The 20,790-nt window shown below is 60.3% G+C and carries 21 protein-coding genes; 6 read left to right on the top strand and 15 right to left on the bottom strand.

Translation table 11 applies throughout. The annotated features are described in order from the left end of the window. Window positions 1-283: 283 nt before the first annotated feature. Both groL and groES read right to left on the bottom strand, forming a co-directional pair. Window positions 284-1,918, bottom strand: a complete 1,635-nt coding sequence (groL, locus tag NW853_RS07290; RefSeq protein WP_414333388.1) for a chaperonin GroEL — start codon at window positions 1,916-1,918, stop codon at window positions 284-286. 98 nt (window positions 1,919-2,016) lie between these two features. Next, entirely contained in the window at window positions 2,017-2,328 is a 312-nt protein-coding gene (gene groES / locus NW853_RS07285; RefSeq protein ID WP_414348663.1) for a co-chaperone GroES, read from the bottom strand. Between the two features lie 248 nt (window positions 2,329-2,576). Here groES and NW853_RS07280 point away from each other — a divergent pair, with 248 nt between their 5' ends. Further along, the gene (locus NW853_RS07280) at window positions 2,577-3,389 is read left to right on the top strand and encodes a PhzF family phenazine biosynthesis protein (protein WP_414348662.1); all 813 of its coding nucleotides are present in this window, start codon (window positions 2,577-2,579) and stop codon (window positions 3,387-3,389) included. Window positions 3,390-3,444: 55 nt separating this feature from the next. Here the strand turns inward: NW853_RS07280 and NW853_RS07275 are convergent, their stop codons facing one another. Then, the gene (locus NW853_RS07275; protein WP_414348659.1) at window positions 3,445-4,428 is read right to left on the bottom strand and encodes an apocytochrome f; all 984 of its coding nucleotides are present in this window, start codon (window positions 4,426-4,428) and stop codon (window positions 3,445-3,447) included. A 250-nt stretch (window positions 4,429-4,678) separates the two neighbouring features. Next, the gene (locus NW853_RS07270) at window positions 4,679-5,197 is read right to left on the bottom strand and encodes a cytochrome b6-f complex iron-sulfur subunit (protein WP_414333394.1); all 519 of its coding nucleotides are present in this window, start codon (window positions 5,195-5,197) and stop codon (window positions 4,679-4,681) included. Window positions 5,198-5,350: 153 nt separating this feature from the next. Here NW853_RS07270 and NW853_RS07265 point away from each other — a divergent pair, with 153 nt between their 5' ends. Further along, window positions 5,351-5,668, top strand: a complete 318-nt coding sequence (locus tag NW853_RS07265) for a DUF3067 family protein (protein WP_414333396.1) — start codon at window positions 5,351-5,353, stop codon at window positions 5,666-5,668. Window positions 5,669-5,671: 3 nt separating this feature from the next. Here NW853_RS07265 and NW853_RS07260 read toward each other — a convergent pair whose 3' ends face one another. From NW853_RS07260 to NW853_RS07245, 4 genes are all read right to left on the bottom strand, one after another. After that, window positions 5,672-7,018, bottom strand: coding sequence for a hypothetical protein (locus NW853_RS07260; RefSeq protein WP_414348657.1), 1,347 nt, complete (start codon window positions 7,016-7,018; stop codon window positions 5,672-5,674). A gap of 232 nt (window positions 7,019-7,250) precedes the next feature. Next, complete coding sequence (locus NW853_RS07255; RefSeq protein ID WP_414333399.1) at window positions 7,251-7,763, bottom strand: tetratricopeptide repeat protein; 513 nt, start codon at window positions 7,761-7,763, stop codon at window positions 7,251-7,253. 16 nt (window positions 7,764-7,779) lie between these two features. Then, the gene (locus NW853_RS07250; protein WP_414333401.1) at window positions 7,780-8,334 is read right to left on the bottom strand and encodes a phycobiliprotein lyase; all 555 of its coding nucleotides are present in this window, start codon (window positions 8,332-8,334) and stop codon (window positions 7,780-7,782) included. Window positions 8,335-8,498: 164 nt separating this feature from the next. Beyond that, a complete protein-coding gene (locus tag NW853_RS07245) occupies window positions 8,499-9,800 on the bottom strand; it encodes a S41 family peptidase (protein WP_414348654.1) in 1,302 nt (433 codons plus the stop codon). 189 nt (window positions 9,801-9,989) lie between these two features. Here NW853_RS07245 and petB point away from each other — a divergent pair, with 189 nt between their 5' ends. The 3 genes from petB (at window position 9,990) to leuB (ending at window position 12,525) form a co-directional block, all read left to right on the top strand. Further along, complete coding sequence (petB, locus tag NW853_RS07240; RefSeq protein WP_414333405.1) at window positions 9,990-10,637, top strand: cytochrome b6; 648 nt, start codon at window positions 9,990-9,992, stop codon at window positions 10,635-10,637. 77 nt (window positions 10,638-10,714) lie between these two features. Continuing rightward, window positions 10,715-11,227 carry a cytochrome b6-f complex subunit IV gene (gene petD / locus NW853_RS07235; protein ID WP_414333407.1) on the top strand — a complete coding sequence of 171 codons (513 nt, stop codon included), beginning with the start codon at window positions 10,715-10,717 and terminating at the stop codon, window positions 11,225-11,227. 188 nt (window positions 11,228-11,415) lie between these two features. Next, on the top strand, window positions 11,416-12,525 hold the full coding sequence (gene leuB, locus NW853_RS07230) for a 3-isopropylmalate dehydrogenase (RefSeq protein ID WP_414333409.1): 1,110 nt from the start codon (window positions 11,416-11,418) through the stop codon (window positions 12,523-12,525). A gap of 59 nt (window positions 12,526-12,584) precedes the next feature. Here leuB and dusB read toward each other — a convergent pair whose 3' ends face one another. The 5 genes from dusB to rnz all read right to left on the bottom strand — a co-directional run bounded on the left by dusB (window position 12,585) and on the right by rnz (window position 16,098). Further along, window positions 12,585-13,664, bottom strand: coding sequence for a tRNA dihydrouridine synthase DusB (gene dusB, locus NW853_RS07225; RefSeq protein WP_414348651.1), 1,080 nt, complete (start codon window positions 13,662-13,664; stop codon window positions 12,585-12,587). 27 nt (window positions 13,665-13,691) lie between these two features. Next, entirely contained in the window at window positions 13,692-13,907 is a 216-nt protein-coding gene (rpsR, locus tag NW853_RS07220) for a 30S ribosomal protein S18 (protein ID WP_414333413.1), read from the bottom strand. Between the two features lie 29 nt (window positions 13,908-13,936). Continuing rightward, window positions 13,937-14,131 (bottom strand): 50S ribosomal protein L33, encoded by a 195-nt coding sequence (rpmG, locus tag NW853_RS07215; RefSeq protein ID WP_011430486.1) that lies wholly within the window; start codon window positions 14,129-14,131, stop codon window positions 13,937-13,939. Between the two features lie 90 nt (window positions 14,132-14,221). Next, the gene (locus tag NW853_RS07210; RefSeq protein ID WP_414333415.1) at window positions 14,222-15,094 is read right to left on the bottom strand and encodes an RDD family protein; all 873 of its coding nucleotides are present in this window, start codon (window positions 15,092-15,094) and stop codon (window positions 14,222-14,224) included. A 47-nt stretch (window positions 15,095-15,141) separates the two neighbouring features. Then, window positions 15,142-16,098 (bottom strand): ribonuclease Z, encoded by a 957-nt coding sequence (rnz, locus tag NW853_RS07205; RefSeq protein ID WP_414348666.1) that lies wholly within the window; start codon window positions 16,096-16,098, stop codon window positions 15,142-15,144. 141 nt (window positions 16,099-16,239) lie between these two features. On the opposite strand from rnz, the gene NW853_RS07200 reads away from it, so the two are divergent. Beyond that, a complete protein-coding gene (locus NW853_RS07200; protein WP_414348648.1) occupies window positions 16,240-16,596 on the top strand; it encodes a HesB/IscA family protein in 357 nt (118 codons plus the stop codon). On the opposite strand, the gene NW853_RS07195 is transcribed toward NW853_RS07200, so the two are convergent. Continuing rightward, a complete protein-coding gene (locus NW853_RS07195) occupies window positions 16,597-17,802 on the bottom strand; it encodes a response regulator (protein WP_414348645.1) in 1,206 nt (401 codons plus the stop codon). Window positions 17,803-17,812: 10 nt separating this feature from the next. Continuing rightward, a partial coding sequence (locus tag NW853_RS07190) for a PAS domain S-box protein (RefSeq protein ID WP_414348644.1) occupies window positions 17,813-20,790 on the bottom strand: 2,978 nt, incomplete at its 5' end.

The raw sequence follows: 20,790 nt of genomic DNA, 5'->3' as shown, positions 1-20,790 counted from the left end.
TCACCCCCAGCCCCTCTCCCTGAGGGAGGATCCCTCACCCCCAGCCCCTCTCCCTCAGGGAGAGGGGAGTAGGGTTCCCTCGCTGTTCGACTGCCAGTAGCGCCCTCGCACGGCCTCTATCCAATTTGGAACCGTCCTCTAACATCCACCTCAAAAACTAAGAAGGGATCCCGCTAAGGGGGATCCCGAAAGATCTATCCTATTCAGGGCAGTGGACTACGAACCGGCGAGGCAGTAGGTTTTCTGATGAGTGGAGAAACCTCACCCTGCCCTCGCCAGAGGATTAGTAGTCGTAGTCACCCATGCCGCTGCCGCTGCTGGCCGGCGTGTTGGTTTTGGGCTCGGGCTTGTCCACCACGATCGCTTCGGTGGTGAGCACCATGCTGGCAATCGAGGCAGCGTTTTGCAGAGCAGAACGGGTCACTTTGGCCGGGTCAACGATACCCGCTTCAAACATGTCCACATAGGCGTCGTTCTGGGCATCGTAACCCACCGTGAAGGGTTTCTCTTTCACCCGCTCCAGCACGATCGAGCCGTTCTGACCAGCATTCTCGGCAATGCGGCGCAGCGGAGCGCCCAGCGCGCGGGCAACCAGGTTGGCCCCCACCAGCTCATCGCCGGACAGGTTGGCCTGCGCCCACTCGGTGACCACCGGCATCAGGTGCGCCAGGGTAGTGCCGCCGCCCGGGACGATCCCTTCTTCCACCGCCGCTTTGGTGGCGTTGATGGCGTCCTCCAGGCGCAGCTTGCGATCCTTCATCTCGGTTTCGGTGGCCGCGCCCACTTTGATCACCGCCACACCGCCGGAGAGCTTGGCCAGGCGCTCCTGCAGTTTTTCTTTGTCGTAGGTGGAATCGGTTTCTTCAATTTGGCGACGGATTTGCTCGCAGCGGGCTTTGACGGCCGCTTCGTTGCCTTCCGCCACGATGGTGGTGTGGTCTTTGGTTACCGTGACGCGACGGGCCGAGCCGAAGGAGTCGAGACGGGCGTTCTCCAGCTTCAGGCCGCGTTCTTCGCTGATGACCTCACCGCCGGTGAGGATGGCGATGTCTTCCAGCATGGCCTTGCGGCGATCCCCAAAGCCAGGCGCTTTCACCGCTACCACGCTCAGCACGCCCCGCAGCTTGTTTACCACCAGGGTGGCCAGGGCTTCTTTCTCGATGTCTTCGGCGATGATCAGCAGCGGACGACCGGCGCGGGCCACTTGCTCCAGAACCGGCACCAGGTCTTGCACCAGGGTGATTTTCTTATCGGTAATCAGGATGTAGGGGTTTTCCAGAACCGCCTCCATCCGCTCCGTGTCGGTGACGAAGTAGGGAGAGATGTAGCCTTTGTCAAAGCGCATCCCCTCCGTCACTTCCAGCTCGGTGGTCATGGACTTGCCTTCTTCCAGGGAGATCACCCCTTCGCGGCCCACTTTGTCCATGGCCTCGGCAATCATGCGGCCCACTTCCTCATCGTTGCCGGCGGAAATGGACGCTACTTGGGCAATGGCTTTGGAGTCTTCCACTGGGCGGGCATGTTCGGCAATTTTGTCCACCAGGAACTTCACCGCCTTGTCAATGCCGCGCTTGAGGGCAATCGGGTTGGCGCCGGCGGCTACGTTTTTCAGCCCTTCTTTAACCATGGCATGGGCCAAGACGGTGGCGGTGGTGGTGCCGTCACCAGCCGTGTCGTTGGTCTTGGAAGCCGCCTGACGGATCAGGGAGACGCCGGTGTTTTCAATGTGGTCTTCCAGCTCGATTTCTTTGGCGATGGTTACCCCATCGTTGATGATTTGGGGCGCGCCAAATTTTTTCTCCAGTACAACGTTGCGCCCTTTGGGGCCAAGAGTAACGGCTACTGCTTCTGCCAATACATCCATGCCGTGCTCAAGGGCGCGACGAGCGTCTTCGCTGAAAATGATCGATTTGGCCATAGTTAACCTCTGACGTACAAACGCCGGTAAGGGTGAAACAAAGACTCAACGGCTCGACTGCTGAATTGCAGTTGAGTTGCTACCGAAGCACTGATGAATTACTGAACAATGGCGAGAATGTCCCGCTCGGCCAGCAGCACATATTCATCGCTGCCCAGCTTCACTTCTGTGCCGGCGTACTTGGAGTAGAGCACTTTATCGCCGGCCTTCAGTTCCATCGGGATCAACTTGCCCTCGTCATTGCGCTTGCCGGGGCCGACAGCGGCCACCTCCCCCACTTGGGGTTTTTCTTTGGCAGTGTCGGGCAAAAAGATGCCGCCTGCGGTTTTCTCGTCCTGCTGGGCAATTTTGACCAGCACGCGGTCGCCCAGCGGCTTCAGGGTAGAGACGTTCAGAGCTACTGCAGCCATGACAATTTTCCTCCGTGATCCGAAAGCACGAAGCTGAAGGGTTTAACTTATGAGTCGAGACCTTAAGCTTGTGCAAATCGAGGTTTTAGCACTCTCGACTTACGAGTGCTAGTTTATCAGCCAACTTTCTGGCCTGACAATAGCCCCTGTGGGCGGGATCCCGCTTTTGGGCAGGTACGGTTGGGTACGGATCTCTCTACTTCTGGGCCTGTTGTGGGATCATGGCCTGAGGGGGGTGGAGCAAGCAGGTGCGGATCCCGTTTTTTCAAGTAGATGCCTTTACGGCGGTGCCTTTTGGGGGCAACCCGGCGGCGGTGTGTTTGCTGCCCCAGGAGCTGCCGGCAGCTTTGATGCAAGCGATTGCGGCGGAGAACAATTTGTCGGAGACGGCTTTTTTGCTGCCCCAGGGATCCCTGGGCGCTGTTCCCCACTATGGGCTGCGCTGGTTTACTCCGACGACGGAAGTGGATCTCTGTGGCCATGCCACCTTGGCCGGTGCCTATGTGCTCTTGACCGAGGTGCACCCGGAAGCTCAGGAGGTGGCCTTTTCCACCCGCAGTGGCCGGTTGTCGGTGCGGCGGCAGGGGGAGCGGCTGGCGATGGATTTTCCCGCCCAGGCTCCCCAGCCCTGGCCGGAAGCGCAAGAGCAGGTGGCAGCGGCTTTGGGGATCCCACCTGTAGATCTGTGCCGCGGAGGCATGGGTATGGCGGTGCTGGCTTCGGCCCAGCAGGTGCAGCAGGTGCAGCCGGATTGGGCCCAGGTTCAGGCGCTCCCCGTTTCCGGCTTGATCGTCACCGCCTCTGGGGAGGATCTGAAGGATGGGCCGGATTTCGTCTGCCGCGTTTTCGCCCCCCAGTTGGGGATCGTGGAGGATCCGGTGACGGGATCTGCCCAGTGTCTTTTGATGCCCTATTGGTCGAGGCGCCTGGGCCGGGCTGAGCTCAAAGCCCGCCAGCTCTCGACGCGGGGAGGCGAGCTGTGGTGCCGCGATCTCGGCCCTCGTGTGGAGATTGCCGGCCAAGCGGTGTTGGTGATTGTGGGAGAGCTGCGGATCCCCTAGAAAAAAGCACCCCGGCTGGTTCCGGGGTGGTGGAAAAAGTATGGGAACGGTTGGGCTAGCCCAAAAGTTCTGCCGCCTGAATGAGTTCCACTTGCTTTTTCTTGAGCACCAGCAGGAGCTGGGTGATGGCCACCGCTGCCAGGAAGGCCACCAGCCATTTCACCCGATCCGGGCTTTGCAACACCAGATCCCGCTCTGCTTGGCCAAAGCCGCCCACGTTGGGGTTGTTGGTGACCGGATCCCCCTCTTGGACGCTGTCGCCCACGTTAACCACCAACTCCGGCCCCGGCGGCACTACCAAGTTTTGGATCCCGTTTTCGGTCTCGAAACTGAGCACCCGCGTGCCCGGCAACTCGTATTCGGGCGGCACTAGGGCGGCCAGCTCAGCTGGCAGGTCGCTGAGATCCGACTCGACGGTGGCAATGCTGGCCAGGCGACCGGTGGCGGGAGCGCGGAAGACGTTGTTGTTGCTGAGGCTGCCGTCGGGGTTGATCTGGCCACGACCGCGGTTGGCGCCGACATAGACCCGATATTTCATGAAGGCCACCGAGGAATCCTCTTTCGGGTCAGGCGCTACCACCGGGAAGACGATTTCCTGGTGTTGCTCGCCGGGCAAAGGGCCCACCAGAAGGATGTTGGGCTTCTCGTCGCTGTAGGGGGTGATGTAGGTCTCGGCGGTTTCCTGCCGCTGTTCCTCGGTCATCTCCTCTTCGGTAGCCAAACGGAAGCCCTCCGGCAACACCACCACAGCACCCACATTCAGCCCGCCTTTGCTGCCATCCCCCAGCACCTGCTGTTTGCTCAGGTCATAAGGGATCCCGACCTTGATGGTGAACACCTGGCCAGGGGTAACCGCCTGCGGCACTTCGGCACGGGCGGGCATGGCGTTCAGGTGGCAGTTGGCGCAGACAATTTTTCCGGTGGCCTCGCGGGGGTTGTCGTAGGCCATCTGGGCGTAATAAGGGTAGGCTGCCGCCGGACGGGATCCCATCCCCAGCAACAGCAGCAGCGCACACACGGCTAAGCAAATTCGCTTCATAAGTCCAGCTCAGAATGGATTGCAATCACAGTTTTGGAACACAATTGGGGAAGAGCGATCTCGATCATTCGCCCCACCTCGCTCGGCAGAAGCTGACCTAACCACAAGCGGCTCACCTCGCCATCGGGATCCTGACTCACCGTTTTAAAAGGACTCCATCCCGCTGGCACGACCGGGAATTCAGTTAACCTCAGTTAACAGTTGAACCCAATTGCCGCCGTAGAGCTGTCGGGATCCCTTGCTCCTTCAGCTAGGCCTCGCGGAAATCGGGGCCTTGCCAGGGGCTGAAGCGAACGTTGTCGCCATCCACTGTGGCGCTCACCAGCTCCAGCGAGCGGGGAGCCGGCCCCCGGATCACCTTGCCGTTGGCCGCGTACTGGGATCCGTGGCAAGGGCACTTAAACAAGTTTTCTCCCACATTCCAGGGCACCACACAGCCGAGGTGGGTGCAAACAGCATTGAGGCCGTAATTGGCCACCGCCCCGTTGTCGATCACGATATAGGTGGGATCCCCCTTTAAGCCTTGGGCCAGCACCCGATCCGTGGCGGCATGGGTGGCCAACAGTTCACTGACGCTGATGGGCTTGCCGAGGGCGTCCTGAGCGATGAGGCCCTCACCCCCTCCCCCGGACGAGGGCGGAATAAAATACTTCACCACTGGGTAGAGGGCGCCCACCACCACCACTCCCACCGAGCCACTGAGCAGGGCATTCAGAAAAACCCGCCGGCTCATGGGGGGGGCTTCAAAGTTGCTAACCGCTTCCGTCATAATGGCAAATGCAGACCTGAGAAGTTTTAACGTTCGTTGACAAGCGACACCATCCTAACCGACCCCTTTGGCCAATATCGTTAAGAAATGCAACGGTGAACCCAAGGCCTTCAGCCTACCCGGCAACATTGAAGCCAGTCTCAAGCCAGTGCGATGACGGGATCCGACTTTCAAGCTTTGCTGCAAGACAAGTGGGGCTGCTCCTACGACGTGCAGTTGCGGCGTATCCAGCAAAAGGTGGTGTTGCTGGTGATGTGGCGCTACCTGGAGCAGCCCTCTTTTCCCTTGAGCGAGGCCGAGTACCTGGCCCACTTGGAGAAGGTGATGGCCCATTTACAGGCTTGGGGGGTGTGGGAAACCGTGCGCCGCGAAATCGAAGCCACCCGTCAGAGGCCTCGCATGGGCAAAGCGGTGGCCATTCCTCTGGATTTGCAAAAGGTGGGGGAGCGGGCCTCCGAGTGGTTGCTGTAAGTCCTAGAGGGGACGCTGCTTGCGCACTGGTTTGGTTTCGGGGCGATCCTCCTGAGCTTCTGATTCCAGTTCCAGCAGCGTGCGGAATGCCGGCTCGTCCAGACGGTAGTCCCGCTGCTCGATCAGATCTCGGTCGGTCGAGTAAATGGTGTCGGACTCGGACACAACTTCCTGACGGCGGAAGCGGCGGGCAAAGTTGAGTTTGCGCAGCAGCGCCTCTGTGGGACGCTTCAGTTGCTCTCGCCAAAGCTGCCGGATGCGATTGCGCCGCTCCACCCCTTGATTGCGAATTTGCAAGGCCAGCCAGCGAACGGCAGGCACGGCCAAAAACAGCGTGCCGTAGAGGAAGAGGAATCCAATCAGCGGGTAGATAAACGCCAAAAAGGCGTTGCTGCCGGCGGCGGCGGCCACCTCTTCCCGCGCTCCGTAGAGAATGGCGGCCAGAAAGAAATTGAGCACCCCCAATCCCCCCGCCAGGGTCAGTTGACCAGGTGTAGCCCGGCTAAACACCCAGGGTTTCTCTTGCAACACTTCAGGGATCCCCTTGGGCTGGCGCTCTGAGGCGGCCACCTGCAGCTCCGGGAAGCGGTAGACGATATCCCCGTCGTCGCTCACCTCCGGCTGACCGTCGAACTTGAGCAAAATCGGCAGCATGTAGTCTTCATACTCCAGGGCCGGGGATCCCGGCTCCACATCCAGATAGGGCAACACCTGCTCTGCTGTGATCACCCCTCCATTGGCGCGAATCAGTTGGCCGATGAGGGCATAGCGCTCCTCCTCTAGGTTGGCATTGGGATCCCCATCCCCAAACAGGAAGCTGTACACCGCCTCCAAAAAGTTCATCTCTGCTTGTTCCTGGCGGGGGCGCGCCCGACCGGAATAGTCCCTGTAGTAGTAGGGATAGGGATCCCAGAAGGGGTTGCCAACCCAAAGGTTGGGAAAGTAGTAAAACCCTATCCCCCGCGACCGGCTGCGATTGTCCTCCTCGCGGCTACTGGCCATCTGCAGAGCAATCAAGGCCAAAACGATCAAAACAATCGACACCACCAGCAGGATGCCAAAGGAGATGCGCAGCCCATAGAGAAAGCCCCCCCACAGCTTGCGACGCAGGGCGGCAAGCCGATCCTGCTGCTCTTTGCGCTTGAGAATGCTGCGAAAATCAGGCGGGAAAACGTAGGCGATCTCCCCCTGCCGGGAAACTTGCAGATGCCCCTCCGCCTTTTGGGCCAAATTCAGCAGCTCTTGTTTGGCCTCGTGTAAAGATAGGCCCGTGCTGGAGGCAATATCTCCCAGAGTGACCCGCAGGCCCAACTGTTCTACTGCGTCCATCACCAATGTTTGGGTAGCCACTCTTAACCTCCGCTTTTCGCCGAGACGCGCCGGGGAGCCTATCGGAACCCTTGACCCCGATCCGCTCCCGCATCGATCTATTTCCAGTATCTCCCCTCAACTCCGCGGCGGCGAGGGTCGTTGTTCCTCCCGCCAGCTTTTAACTGGGATCCCCATGAGGTGCCCTGCTGTTTTCTCCACAGCTTGCCGACCTGCCGCAACCTAAGCTTGGGGGAGTCTTATGTACCCCCATCTAGGGCAGCCAGGCCATCACGGCCAGCAGGGCAGAGAGGATCCCGATTAACGCCCAGGTGAGCGGCTTTGTATCCAACGGGGGAGCGGCTTCGCGAGGATCAAGGGAATCGCCAGATTTGGGGGAAGAGCCCTTGCGCTGAGATTGCCCATAGTCCAAGCGGTACGCCGGGGGGTCAGCTTCCTCGAGCCGGCTGAGATCGGGAATTTCGCTCAACCACTCCGCCGGACGCCGCAGACGGGGAGCTTGCCAGATGCCCAAAACATAGCGAGCCTGCTGGGCAACTTCTGGATCCGGGTTGCGCAGCAGGGTTTGGGCCAACCGGATGGCCTCCTGCGTTTCGCCAAGGGCTTCTTGGGCCAGGGCCTGCCAGAGCCGTAGCTTGCCCGACTGTGGGTAGCGGCTTTGGGCCTGCTTTATCTGTTCCAGCGCCTGCCGATAGTCTCCTCGCTCGAACTTCGACTGGATCAGGGCCAGGTGCTGGGTCAATCCCAGGTTTTCGGGAAGGGCCATCTTCGGGCTCCGCAGGCTAGGTCAGCTTCTGTTCTACTCCAAACCCCACCAGCAACAGCTCCTGCAAAGGCTGACCTTGAGGGGGGCGTCGGTAGGTGAGGATCTGCCGCAGGCGCAGACGAGGATTGAGTAGGGTGATGGTATCTACGGCAACCACGCGCGTGTAGGTGGTGGTCATCACCAGTTGCAGGGATCCAGGATCGAACCGGAAAACCGCCACCATCGGGCGATCTTCCTCATAGGCCCGATCCCGCAGATAGTCTCCCTCCAGACCCAGGGAGGTTTCTTGCCGAGGGACAAACAGCATGTTCAGCTCTTGCCCGGCCTCCTCCCCCGTTTCGGAAACCGTCTCAAAAGCCAAGTGAAAGCCCAAAAAACCATCCACGTTGTGGTTGGGGTAGTTGTTGTCGGCCAGCACCTTGTGCTTCAGCTCAGGGGTGAGGGTGCGAATGGTGAACTCGGTGCGGGAGCGCTCCACCTCGCCACGGTCTAGGTAATGGTAGGTGCGCTCGGTGCGCCAAGCCCCGATGCAGCAGTTGAAAAAGTGGTGGAATTGTTGGATGGCGTTCATGCAGGCGGGAGCGGACAAAGTCAGAGATCGACGCCGGAGCCGAGAAGTGGCCCAGGCAACTCTGCTCCCGATCCTAAAACGAATCGAAAACAAACAGGAGTCCCCATCCCGAATGCCAAAGATTGAGATCTCCACGGGGTGGAGACCTGGAACGCAATCCCCTCCTAGCGGCCTTGTGCCACCGGGATCCCCTGGGGCTGCCCCAACAGCTCCAGGGCTCGCTGAAGCTGGATGTCCTCCGGCCCGGCCAGGGTTTCTGCCGTTAAGGGAACGGATCCCTCCCCCACCACCACATCCGGCTGGATCCCCTGGTGATGGATGTTATGGCCGCTGGGGGTGAGGTACTTGGCCGTCGTCACCGCCAGCCCAGAGCCATCTGCCAGCTCCAGCAGGGATTGGATCAGCCCCTTGCCAAAGGTGCGCGTTCCCACCAGTCGGGCTCGCCCACTGTCCTGAAGTGCCCCGGCCAACACTTCACTGGCACTGGCGCTGCCCTGGTTCACCAAGACCACCAGCGGCGCCTCTGTGAGCACCTCGCCGGTGGCGGGAATGCTGTCTTGAATGCCGTGGCGATCCGTCACCAGCACGATGTCGCCCTTGGGGATCCAGAAGCGGGCGATCTCGATGGCCGCCTGTAAGAGTCCCCCTGGGTTGTTGCGCAAGTCGAGAATGTAGCCCCGCACCCCCTGAGCTTCAGCGGCCCGAATGGCTTGACGAACCTGAGCGGCAGCATTGCCGTTGAACTGGCTGAGGCGAATGTAGGCCACCGTTCCCTGAGGCAGCTCAAAAAAACGGGTGCGCACGGGGTTGATGGTGATCGACTGGCGCACCAGCTCCACCTCCCAAACGCGATCCTGCCGCTTCAGCTTCAGAGTAACCGGCGTGCCGCTGCGCCCCCGCAGCCGTTCGGCCACTTCGTCTAAGCTCAGCCCTGCCACCGGCACCCCATCCACGGCCAAAATCTCGTCCTGAGGTTGAATCCCGGCCTGCTCGGCAGGAGTGCCTTCCATAGGCGCAATTACCCGCACCGAGCCCTGCTCGTCGATGGCGATCTGCAAACCGACACCGCTCAGCTCCCCGGCTGTAGAGGTCTGCAAGCTAAGGTAGTGCTCTTTGTCCAGAAAGCGGGTAAAAGGATCCCCCAGCGTCGCCAACATCTCCTCAATAGCGCGGTAGGTCTCTTGCCGATCCTTCAGGGGCCGGGAGAGAAACCGTTGCCGCACCTGCCACCAGTTTTGCCCGTTAAACCCCGGATCTACATAGGCTCGATCCACATAGGCCCAGGCCTGCGCCAGCAGTTGCTGCTCTTCTCCCCAGCGACTGGCCTGAACTGGACAGGCATCCATGCCCAAACTCGCCCAGAGCAAACACCCCAGCAGAACAATGCGGATGCCCCAGGCCAACCTTGCTCGGATCCTCCACCATCTCCGATGGAGCCCTGTGTGTCTCAGCTTCTGCACAACCATCTATCCTAAAAAAAGTTAAGAAATGTGAACAAAACACAGCATTGAAAAGTCGTCTGGCCTGTCGGGATCGAGATCTGGCTCCCAAAGCTGAGCCTTGCGTCAGGATGGTGTTAAAGAATTGTGTTAGATTGCTGAGTGGAGCAGGCCTGCCCTGCCCTCAAGATCCACTTTTCAAAAACTGCAGGCATCATGAGCAAAGTTTACGACTGGTTGGACGAGCGGCTGGAGATTACGCCTTTCGTCGACGACGCAACTGGGAAATTCATTCCGCCTCACGTTAACATCTTCTACTGCCTTGGCGGGGTGACGCTGGTGTGCTTCCTTATTCAGTTTGCCACCGGCTTCGCCATGACCTTCTACTACCGTCCGACGGTGGCCGAGGCCTTTGAGTCGGTCAACTACATCATGACCCAGGTCAACTTCGGCTGGCTGCTGCGCTCCATCCATCGCTGGAGCGCCTCCATGATGGTGTTGATGATGATCCTACACACCTTCCGGGTTTATCTGACAGGAGGGTTCAAGAAGCCTCGCGAGCTGACCTGGGTGACCGGTGTGATCTTGGCGGTGCTGACAGTTTCTTTTGGCGTTACCGGCTACTCCCTGCCCTGGGATCAGGTGGGCTACTGGGCAGTCAAGATCGTCTCCGGTGTGCCCAGTGCGATTCCGGTGGTGGGTGACTTGTTGGTGCAGCTTATCCGTGGCGGCGAAGCTGTCGGCCAAGCGACTCTGACTCGCTTCTACAGCTTGCATACTTTTGTGTTACCCTGGCTGGCTGCGGTCTTCATGACCATGCACTTTCTGATGATCCGCCGCCAAGGGATTTCTGGGCCTTTGTGAGCAAAGTTTGTCTCTTGGCTCCGCAAACGGTGACCCTTTAGCTTCTGGTTTTCAGGATTTTTGCAAGGAGAACTCTCATGGCTATCTCAAAGCAGGTCATAGCGACTGAGGCCATTACCCGCAAAGTTGACCTAGACAACCCCAAGGTTGTAGCCAAGCTGAAGAAAAACATGGGCCATATGACCTATGGTGAGCCTGCTTGGCCCAACGATTTGCTTTTTATGTTTCCGGTGGTGATCCTGGGTACCATCGGTCTAATCGTCGGCCTGGCGGTCATGGATCCCGCAGGGGTGGGCGAGCCGGCGGATCCCTTTGCCACACCGCTGGAAATTCTGCCGGAATGGTATCTCTACCCCGCTTTTCACATTTTGCGTATTGCTCCCAACAAGTTGTTGGGGATTGCTCTGATGTCTGCTATTCCTGTCGGTCTTTTGTTTGTGCCCTTCATCGAAAACGTCAACAAGTTCCAAAATCCGCTGCGCCGCCCGGTGGCGACGACGGTGTTTTTGATCGGCACCTTGGTTACCCTCTACCTGGGTATCGGTGCCACTTTGCCCTTGGATAAGTGGGTCACCTTGGGCTTGTTCTAGAGCTTTAGCTTGAGGGTTTGCTCATCATTATTGTTATAGGGTGCAGCAGGTCAGTGGCCAGGCTGCACCTTATATCATCCCTGGAGAGAGCTTTTTGGGGGAGTTCTCCACAAACCTGTGTGCCAAGGGATGGCTGAGCCCGCCGAAATGGTAGTATTTCTACGCCATTGTCTTCAGCTTGACTGCTCATGAGCGCCGCAACTGCTCGAACCTATCGGATCACGGCCCTAGCCGGCGATGGGATTGGCCCAGAAATCATGCGGGTGGGGCGGGCTGTCTTGGATGCGGTTGCTGCCCAGATGGGGTTTTCCATTCAGTGGCAGGAGGGTCTGATCGGCGGGGCGGCCTATGAGGAAACGGGGGATCCCTTGCCGCCAGAAACCCTGAAAATGGCCCAGGAGAGCGACGCCGTCTATCTGGCAGCGGTTGGCGACTTTAAGTACGACACCCTGCCTCCTGAGAAACGCCCAGAACGGGCTTTGTTGGGCTTGCGGGCCGGCCTGGGGCTCTTTGCCAACTTGCGCCCGGTGAAAGTCTTCCCCCAACTGGTGGCGGCCTCTTCCCTGAAGCCGGAGGTTATCGCGGGGATCGACCTGGTGGTGGTACGCGAGCTAACAGGGGGCATCTACTTTGGTCAACCCAAAGGGATCTTCACAGATGCCAAGGGATCCCGGCGCGGCGTGAACACCATGGTCTACAGCGAGGCCGAGGTCGATCGCATCGCTCGTGTGGCCTTCGAACTGGCGCGCAAGCGGCGGCGCAAGCTCTGCTCGGTGGACAAGGCCAATGTCCTGGAGGTATCGCAACTGTGGCGGGAGCGGGTCAATGCCATGGCGGCTGAGTACCCCGACGTGGAACTTTCCCACCTCTACATCGACAATGCTGCTATGCAGTTGGTGCGCTGGCCCAAGCAGTTCGACGTCATCCTCACCGGCAATCTCTTCGGCGATATCCTGTCCGACGAGGCGGCAATGCTGACCGGCTCTATTGGTATGCTGCCCTCGGCCTCCTTGGGATCCTCCGGCCCTGGGGTGTACGAGCCGGTACACGGGTCGGCTCCCGATATTGCCGGACAAGACAAAGCCAACCCCATTGCCCAGGTGCTCTCCGGCGCTCTGCTGCTGCGTTACTCCCTGGAACAGCCGCAAGCTGCCGACCGCATCGAACAGGCGGTAGAGGCCGTTTTGGCACAGGGTTACCGCACCCCAGATATCTATTCCGAGGGAACAACCTTAGTGGGTTGCCGGGAAATGGGAGACAAACTGGTGGCAGCTCTGTCCCAGCAGCAGGCGTCGTAGCCTTGCAAGCAAGATTGAGATGCTTTACCCCCTCCCCCAAAAGGAGAGGGGAACTACGCCTAACCCGCCTCAGGAAGAAGGTCGATCCCCTCAGTCGTTTCAAGCGCCTCTTCCGGTCGAGAGGTTGTTTCTTGGCAGCGCTCCATAGCTTGCAAAAGCAGGGTTTCCCCTTCTTGCAAGGTTTCGATGCGACAGAGAAGGGCGCGGAATTGAGAAGCCCCCACAAAATCTTTGATGTACCAAGTCATGTGCTTGCGGGCCTGTCGGATGCCACGTTCCCCCTTACACTCCCAGAGGCCCCGCAAGTGTTCTAAAGCCATTTGAATCCGCTCCAGGGGGGTAGGAGCTGGTCTTTCTTGGCCGGTTTTCAGGAAGTAATCGATTTCCCCCACCAGGAAGGGATAGCCCATGGTGCCGCGGGAGCACATCACCCCATCGGCGCCAGTTTCCTCCAGACACTTTACCGCCGCCGCTGGTGAGAAAATATCCCCGTTGGCAATTACCGGAATGCGCAGATGCTCTTTGACACGGCGAATCCAATCCCAACGGGCTTTGCCGTTGAACCCCTGAGCCCGTGTCCGGCCATGCAAAGTCAGCAATTGCGCTCCGGCCTCCTGCAGCCGGTGGGCAAAATCCAGAATGTTGATCTCCTGATCCGACCAACCCAGGCGAGTTTTCACTGTAACAGGTACGGGCACGGCTTTGGCCACCGCTTCCACAATCCGGGCTGCCGTGTCCGGCTCCCGCAGCAGGGCAGAGCCGCCGCCGTTTTTGGTGATCTTGTTCACAGGGCAGCCCATGTTGATATCTACCAAGGTCGCCCCCTCATCCACCGCCATACGGGCTGCTTCCGCCAAAAAGTGGGGTCGGCAGTCGAACAACTGAATGCCGATGGGCTGCTCCCCCTCCCCCACTTCCATAATGCGGGGTAGCTCGCGGGCATAGTGCAAGCCGGTCGCGTTCACCATTTCGGTGTAGACCAGGCTTTGCGGGGCAAAGCGGCGTACCAGCCCCCGAAACACTTTGTCGGTTACTCCCGACAGGGGCGCCTGAAAGACGCGACTAAAAATCTTCACCCCACCAATCTCAAGGGGTTGGGCCATTCGAGCTTGCAATTGCGGCGAAAGCTGCAGGCTCATCGGGATCCGGAGAAAGCAACCAGCAACTTATCCTTCTTTATTGACAAAGTAAAGTAGGCCCATGATGCGCGCCCGTTTGATGGCGGCGGACAGCTCCCGCTGCTGCTTGGCGGTCAGGCCAGTGATGCGGCGGGGCAGGATCTTGCCTCGCTCGGTTACAAATTTCTTGAGCAGCTCAACATCGGTGTATTTGATCGGCTCTCCCGGCTTGATGGGAGACAGGCGGCGACGAGCGTAAACCATAGGTCAGGGGAACGGTAAAGCGGCTTGAACTACTTGATCTCTTTATGGACGGTGTGGCGGTTGCACTTGGGGCAGAATTTCTTCAGCTCCAAGCGGGCCGTGGTGTTACGGCGATTTTTGGTGGTGGTGTAGCGGTTCACCCCTGGAGAACGCTTATTGACGTTGGTGCGGCACTCCGTACACTCCAGGGTAATGATGATGCGAGCACCCTTTGCTTTGGCCATGACGGATCCCAAGGTGGAGGAAGTAAAAGCACTTGGGAACCCCCAACCCCAGGGGTTGAGGCTGGAGATGGGTTCACCTCGTAAGCGCGATCACCAATTATCCAACTTTTCTTTGACGGAATCAACCCAGTTTTTGACTTGCTTGCCGGTTTGTTGTCTTAGGCTGCGGGTGTTCCGATCCACGTCCTTGCTCAGGCGCTGCATCTGCTGGGAAAGATCGCGCACTGCCTCATTGCGTTGGGCTTGGCGCAACAGCTCGCGAGCGGCGGACTTGACGTCCTCGGCGGCGTCCCCCTCCAGGATGTCCTGCAGCAACCGCAGGGCTTTTTCATCCAGGTGGTAGCCCTGCTCCGATTCCACCACCAGGGTGCGCCCGGCGCGGTCGTGGATGCTCTGGCGTTTTTCCTTGTCGAAGAGGGCGAACAGGCCATCGGCAGCCAGGGGCACCAGCAGGGCTTCCGTGAGCACAAACAGGGAGAGCACCCCTTCGCGGGCCAGGGAGCGAACCAGGTGGGGCGGTGCCTCGGTTTCGGGATCCAAGGTTTTGAGGTTCAGCAGCCATTTGCCAAGGCTTTGGCCAGCGGGGCGGGATTGGAAGTAGCCGCGGTTCACCAGCCAGGTGGCGAAGAAGGCGATGTAGCCGGTCATGTCCACGGCGCCCGCATCGGCTCCCACCAGAGAAGCCAAGCCCTGCGCCAGGTAGGAGACCCCCAGCCCCAGCCCAAAATCTAGGGCAAAGGCCCCGATCCGTTTGCCCCAGGGGGCCAGTTTGGGCAGGTTTTCCTCGGCCTGGGGCGAGCTGGCTGCTTGGGAAGCCGGTCGCTCTGCTTGTACAGGAGGCAGGGAGGTTGCCGGGGGCAAGGCGCTGAAAGCTTGCCACTCGCTGGCGTTTTGATCCAGTTGCTCGGTTTTGGGCCGCTCTGGAAATGGAGGCCGTTCAGGATAGGGTCTGGGATCCGTCATCGCAGGTTGAGGCTGTCAGTCCTATCATTCTAGCTAGCAAGGCGGGTCTAGACCCCCACCGGCAGGGGAGCAGGGCTGCGGCGCGGGATCGCGTAGGTCATCCGATCCCGGGCCAGGATTGTGTTGGGAAAAATCGCTTGAGCTTCCGCCAGCAAGTCTTCTAGGGTGATGGGAGCTTCGGGGGTGTAGCGGGGACTGAAGTGGGTGAGGATGAGGGTCTGGGCCTTGGCTTCGGCGGCCACCCGCGCAGCCATGGCGGCAGTGGAGTGCTTGGCGCGCTGGGCCAGTTCGCGATCCGCTTCGGCGTAGGTGGCCTCGTGGATGACCAGGTCAGCAGCGCGGGAGAGATCGACGGCGTTGCGGCAGAAGATGGTGTCGGTGCAGTAGGAGAGCTTGCGCCCTGGGATGGGATCCCCCACATAATCTCGCCCGTGGAAGTGGCGGCCCTGCCAGAAGATGGATTGCCCAGCCTTGAGCTGGCCGTAGAGGGGGCCGGGCGGGATCCCGTCGGCCTGAGCCTTGGCCACGTCGAAGGTGCCTGGCCGATCCTGTTCCACCACGCGGTAGCCGAAGGCGGGCACCCGGTGATCCAGGGGCGCGCAAAAAACCCAATATTCTGGATCCTGAAGAATGAGACCTGTTTCTACGGTGTGAACCCGGAAGGAATAGGGGATCCGCGTCTCGCTGTAGCGCAGCACCGCCTTCAGGTACTCTTCCAGGCCGGGGGGGCCGTAGATGTCGATGTGCTGGGGGGTACTGCCCAGGCCACAGGAGGCCAACAGCCCCGGCAGGCCGTAGATGTGATCCCCGTGCATGTGGGTGATGAAAATGCGGCGCAACTGGCTGGGGCGCAGCTCGTCCAGCCGCAACAGTTGGTGTTGGGTGCCCTCGCCACAATCAAACAGCCACCATTCCGACCGCTGCGGAAACTGCACCGCCACGCCAGAGACATTGCGCTGGCGGGTGGGCATGCCGGAGCTGGTGCCCAAGAAGGTAACACGAATGGCGTTGGGATCCGTCACAAGGGCAGAACGGTAAAGTTGAAGGAATGGGATCCCTAGCTTATCAACTGTTCCTGCCGCGCGCAGGGAAAAGGCGGCCCAAAACCCTTGTTAGGATGAAAAGTAAGTGTCAGCTTTCCCGCCATGATCACCTTGACCGAGAGCGCCATCCAAGAGCTAAAACGCCTGCGCAGCAAGTACGAGAAGGAGGGATCCCAGCCCATCCTGCGGCTGGGGGTCAAGCCCAGCGGCTGCTCTGGCCTCTCTTACGTAATGAACTTCGAGCCCCAGGCCAACCCTGATGACCATACCTTTGACTTTGGCGATATTCGGGTGGCAGTGGATCCCTTGAGCATGACTTTGATCCAGGGCCTTACCGTCGACTTTTCCGAGGATCTGTTGGGGGGCGGTTTCAAATTCAAGAACCCCAACGCGGTGGCTAGCTGTGGCTGCGGCACTTCCTTTGCCACCGCCGAAACTGCCGCTGCCGTCGGCGATTGATCACATCCTGCCGGACGGCTCTAGGCTGGGCAGGCGGAGCACAAAACACGTCCACCCGTCCTCGCTGCTGACTCGAACGTGGCCCTTGAGATGCTCCACCCACTGCTTCACCAAAGCCAACCCCAGGCCGCTACCTGGCTGGGCCCAGGGATCCGCAGTGGGCACGCGGTAGAAGCGCTCGAAGAGGCGGGGCAGATGTTCCGGCTCGATCTGAGCGCTGTTGCCGATCTTAAACTCAACCCCTTCAGGGATTGGCTGAACCTCTAGACGGATCGTGCCACCTGGCTGGGTAAACTTGCAGGCGTTGTCCAGCAGTTCTTTGAGGATCTGGGTCAGGAGCTGCGGATGGCTGTAAAACCGCCAGGGGGAGGGGGGCAGATCCCCCACCTGCAGCGTGAGGGAGCGGGCCTGGGTGCATTGCTGCGCCGACTCGATCAAGCTGTGCCAGAGGTGGGGCAGGTCAATAGCTGCAACGGCAGAGCCCAGGTCTTTCCCTTCCAGGCCCTGCAGATCCAATAGGCGGTTGATGAGCTGGATTTCGGCCTCGCACTCCTGCAGGGCAATGTCCCGGTATTGCCGCTGCTTCTCGTTGAGGGGGGTGCGGCCCAGGAGTTCCAGGGCTAGCTTGATCTTGGTCAAAGGCGTGCGCAGCTCGTGGGAGACCGTGGCCAGAAAGTGGTCTTTGAGGCGGTTGAGCTGCTCCAGATCTGCCACCTGGCAGGCCAGTTGGGCGGTGCGCTCCTGCACCTTGGCTTCCAGTTCCTGGTTAAGCTGCTGCAGACGGCGCTGGGCCTGGTTGGCTTGCAGCAAGTGGCGCAGCCGCCGCTTCAAAACCGACCAGTGGATGGGCTTGGGGATGTAGTCGCTGGCACCGGCGGCAAAGGCCTCACTGACAAAGGCTTCGTCTTCTAAAGCGGTGACGATTAAAATTGGCATGTCGGGGTTTTGGGCGTGGAGGCGGCGGCAGCACTCAAACCCATCCAGATCCGGCATCACCGCATCCAGGAGCACCATGTCCGGCTGGTGGTGGCTTACGGCTTCTAGACAAGCTAATCCGCTGTCTGCTTCCACAACTTGGTAGCTTTCCCGCTCCAGGGTATAGCGAGCCAAAAGCCGCTGGCTGGGATCATCGTCGGCAATCAACAGCAGTGGCTTTTCCTCGGCCCCAGAGGAGCCCTTTCCCTGTCGGGGAAGGAGATCTGCCACAGGATTGGCATTAAGCTTCTGCATGGCTAGAAGAAAGGAAAGGCCTGGGTGCAGCAGCCGATAACTCCAGGGTAACTCGCCGGTACTCGGCTTCCAACCGTTGCAAGGCCTGCTTCAGGGTATCCCAGTTTACAAAAGCGGGAGAGGGGTGGCGAGAGAGGTTCTCCAGCTCCTGACACATCTGAGCTAGCGACTTGGCCCCCAGGGTGCTGCTACTGCCCTTGAAGCGGTGGGCCAGTTGGGCCACGGTTTGGGCATCTTGCCGCTCCAGAGCCTGGCGCAGGGATCCCAGCAGGGCCTGGCTGTCTTGCTGGTAGGTTTGCACCATCTCCTGCCAGTCTTCGGGGGATCCCAGCATGCTGCGTAGGCTGGCCAGGGTGTCGGGATCCAAGGCTGGCTCCGGTTTTTCTTCCGTACAAGAAGAAGAGATTTCCTGCAAAGCGCGCTCCAGCACAGCCGGCTGCAGGGGCTTGGTCAGGTAGCCGTCGACGCCGGCGGCCTCGGCAGCAGCACGGCTTTCCAGGAAAGCATCGGCGGTGAGGGCAAGGATGCGTGGCTGGCGATCTGGGGGAAGTTCGCTGCGGATGCGGCGGGTGGCGGCCAGGCCGTCCAGCTCCGGCATGTGCAGATCCATCAAGACCAGGTCGTAGGCGCGCAGTTGCAGCGCCTGCAGAGCTTCCAAGCCGTTGGCCACGATGTCCGGCTGATAGCCCAGCCGCTCTAGCATCAGGCGGATGACTTTTTGGTTGACGGGGTTGTCCTCGGCTACCAGGATGTGCAACGGGCAGCGGCTGGCCAAAGGCAGCGGGGGCTCCAAGGGGGAAGTAGCGGCAGGCACTTTTTCCTGGCAAAGCAGAGCCCGCAGTTGCGAGGCCTTGACCGGCTTGCTCAGGGCAGGAAAAGAGCCAGAACTTGCCAGAGCCGCGCTGCGGGCCACCAGCAGCAAAGGCCTCAGGGGGGGCTGCTCCTGCTGCAGAGCCTTGGCCAGGGCCAGTCCATCGCCGTCAGGCAGGCTGGTATCCACCAGGGCCAGGTCAAAAGTCTGGGCCTTGGCCAGGGCTTGGGCTTCTGCTGCAAAGCTGCAGGCCGTTACCTGCATCCCCCAGGCCTGGAGCAGGCGAGCCAGGAGCTGCCGTTGGCTGGCGTTGTCTTCCACCAACAAAACCCGCTTGCCGGCTAGAGCAGCATCGAGGGCTGGGGCTGCCAAGAGGGCCGGATCCGGAACACGCAGCGGGACACGGAAACCAAAGGTGGATCCCTGGCCCGGCTGGCTTTGCACCCAGATCTCTCCGCCCATCAGTTGACAGAGGCGCTGGCTGATGGCCAAGCCCAAGCCCGTGCCGCCGTAGCGGCGGCTGATGGAGCTGTCCACCTGGCTGAAAGGCTTGAAGAGGCGATCCTGCTTTTCCGGCGGGATGCCGATGCCGGTGTCTTGCACCTGGAAGCTCACCCACTGCTCCTGGGCCTCGACGCTTACCACCACTTCTCCCTGCGGGGTGAACTTGATGGCGTTGCTGAGGAGATTGGCCAGGATCTGGCGCAGGCGGTTGGGATCCCCCACCAGGCTGGCTGGCAAGCTGGGATCCACCCAGGCCACCAGCTCCAGATCTTTGCTCTGGGCTTGGGCGGCCATGAGGTCCAAGAGCTCCTCCATGAGCTGGGGCAGGGAAAAGGGTGTTTCCTCCAGCTCCAATTTCTGAGACTCGATCTTGGAAAAATCCAAAATGTCGTTGATGAGGCTAAGCAGCACCTCACTGCCGTAGCGGATGGTCTGCACCCAATCCCGCTGCTGCGGATCCAGGGGGGTATCCAGCAACAGGCTGGCCATGCCCATGATGGCGTTGATGGGCGTGCGGATCTCGTGGCTCATGGTGGCCAAGAATTCGCTCTTGGCGCGGTTGGCCGCCTCGGCAGCTTCCATAGCCGCCTTCATCTGCTCTTCCGTCTGCTTGGCCAGGGTGATGTCCCGCCCGGCGGCGTAGGCCAGGGATCCCGCCAGAGAGGCGCGCCATTCGATAAAGCGGTAGCTGCCGTCTTGGGTGCGGTAGCGGTTGACTAAGCCATCCAGGCGTCCTTCTTGCAGCAGCTTTTGCATCGCCTTCTGCGTGGCCAGCAGATCTTCCGGGTGCACCCATTCCCAAAAGGGGTGCTGCTGCAGCTCCTCGAGGGAACGGCCCAGAACAGTCTCCCAAGCAGGGTTGAGGCGGCGAAAATACCCCTGCTCGTCGGCAATGCAGAGCAAGTCCAAAGCTACCGAGAAGAATTGCTCCAGCTCTGCTTCGGCCTGCTTGCGGGCGGTGATATCGACGGCGGTAAACACCCAGCAAGGGATCCCGCGCAGCACCAGCGGCTGGACGAAGACGTCTTCCCAAAACTCCCGGCCATCCCGCCGTTGCCAGTGCCACTCAAAGCGGGCAGATCCCTGCTGGCGGGCCTGCTCCAGGTGAGGCTGCAGCGAGAACCCCCTTCCCTGCAGGGCCTGGCGATAGGGGGACTGCTCCAAAACGTCGAAGGCCCGCAGCTCCTCCAGGCTGGAAAATCCATAGGCGGCAAGGGCGCGCGGATTAGCCTCCAAGATCTCGCCCGTTTCGGCATGGCGAATGAGGATGGCCACGGCAGCATTTTCAAACAGGGCGCGGAACTTCTGCTCGCTCTCTTGCAGGGCTTGCTGCGCCTGCACCCGCTCCGTGATGTCGCGGATGATGAGCACCACTTCCTGCGCGTTCAGGGGGGCAATGCGCACCTCCTCGTAGAGCACCTCGCCATCGATCTCCAGGCTTTGCTCATAGCGCTGCAGGGTTTGGGTGGCCAGGGCTTGGCGAATATAGGCAAGCCGCCGCTCCGCCAGGTCTGGGGGCAGGAGTTCGTGGGGTGAGCGCCCCAGGTAAGTTTCTGGCAAGCCGTAGGGCCGCACCTCCCCCCCACAGCTCACTCCCAGGCAAACGCCCTGGCTATCGAGGTGAAAGATGAGATCCGGGATGGCCGCCA

Source organism: Synechococcus sp. H55.11, assembly GCF_047462475.1.
Taxonomy (GTDB): Bacteria; Cyanobacteriota; Cyanobacteriia; order Thermostichales; family Thermostichaceae; genus Thermostichus.
Note: the sequence above shows the minus strand (reverse complement) of the source record. Positions and strands in the feature narration are given on the sequence as shown.

Bases quoted from the DNA above. Each gene is read 5' to 3' on its own strand.
- groL (WP_414333388.1), bottom strand. From the start codon at position 1,918: ATGGCCAAATCGATCATTTTCAGCGAAGACGCTCGTCGCGCCCTTGAG.
- groES (WP_414348663.1), bottom strand. From the start codon at position 2,328: ATGGCTGCAGTAGCTCTGAACGTCTCTACCCTGAAGCCGCTGGGCGAC.
- NW853_RS07275 (WP_414348659.1), bottom strand. From the start codon at position 4,428: ATGAAGCGAATTTGCTTAGCCGTGTGTGCGCTGCTGCTGTTGCTGGGG.
- NW853_RS07270 (WP_414333394.1), bottom strand. From the start codon at position 5,197: ATGACGGAAGCGGTTAGCAACTTTGAAGCCCCCCCCATGAGCCGGCGG.
- NW853_RS07265 (WP_414333396.1), top strand. From the start codon at position 5,351: ATGACGGGATCCGACTTTCAAGCTTTGCTGCAAGACAAGTGGGGCTGC.
- NW853_RS07255 (WP_414333399.1), bottom strand. From the start codon at position 7,763: ATGGCCCTTCCCGAAAACCTGGGATTGACCCAGCACCTGGCCCTGATC.
- NW853_RS07250 (WP_414333401.1), bottom strand. From the start codon at position 8,334: ATGAACGCCATCCAACAATTCCACCACTTTTTCAACTGCTGCATCGGG.
- NW853_RS07245 (WP_414348654.1), bottom strand. From the start codon at position 9,800: ATGGTTGTGCAGAAGCTGAGACACACAGGGCTCCATCGGAGATGGTGG.
- petB (WP_414333405.1), top strand. From the start codon at position 9,990: ATGAGCAAAGTTTACGACTGGTTGGACGAGCGGCTGGAGATTACGCCT.
- petD (WP_414333407.1), top strand. From the start codon at position 10,715: ATGGCTATCTCAAAGCAGGTCATAGCGACTGAGGCCATTACCCGCAAA.
- leuB (WP_414333409.1), top strand. From the start codon at position 11,416: ATGAGCGCCGCAACTGCTCGAACCTATCGGATCACGGCCCTAGCCGGC.
- dusB (WP_414348651.1), bottom strand. From the start codon at position 13,664: ATGAGCCTGCAGCTTTCGCCGCAATTGCAAGCTCGAATGGCCCAACCC.
- rpsR (WP_414333413.1), bottom strand. From the start codon at position 13,907: ATGGTTTACGCTCGTCGCCGCCTGTCTCCCATCAAGCCGGGAGAGCCG.
- rpmG (WP_011430486.1), bottom strand. From the start codon at position 14,131: ATGGCCAAAGCAAAGGGTGCTCGCATCATCATTACCCTGGAGTGTACG.
- NW853_RS07210 (WP_414333415.1), bottom strand. From the start codon at position 15,094: ATGACGGATCCCAGACCCTATCCTGAACGGCCTCCATTTCCAGAGCGG.
- NW853_RS07200 (WP_414348648.1), top strand. From the start codon at position 16,240: ATGATCACCTTGACCGAGAGCGCCATCCAAGAGCTAAAACGCCTGCGC.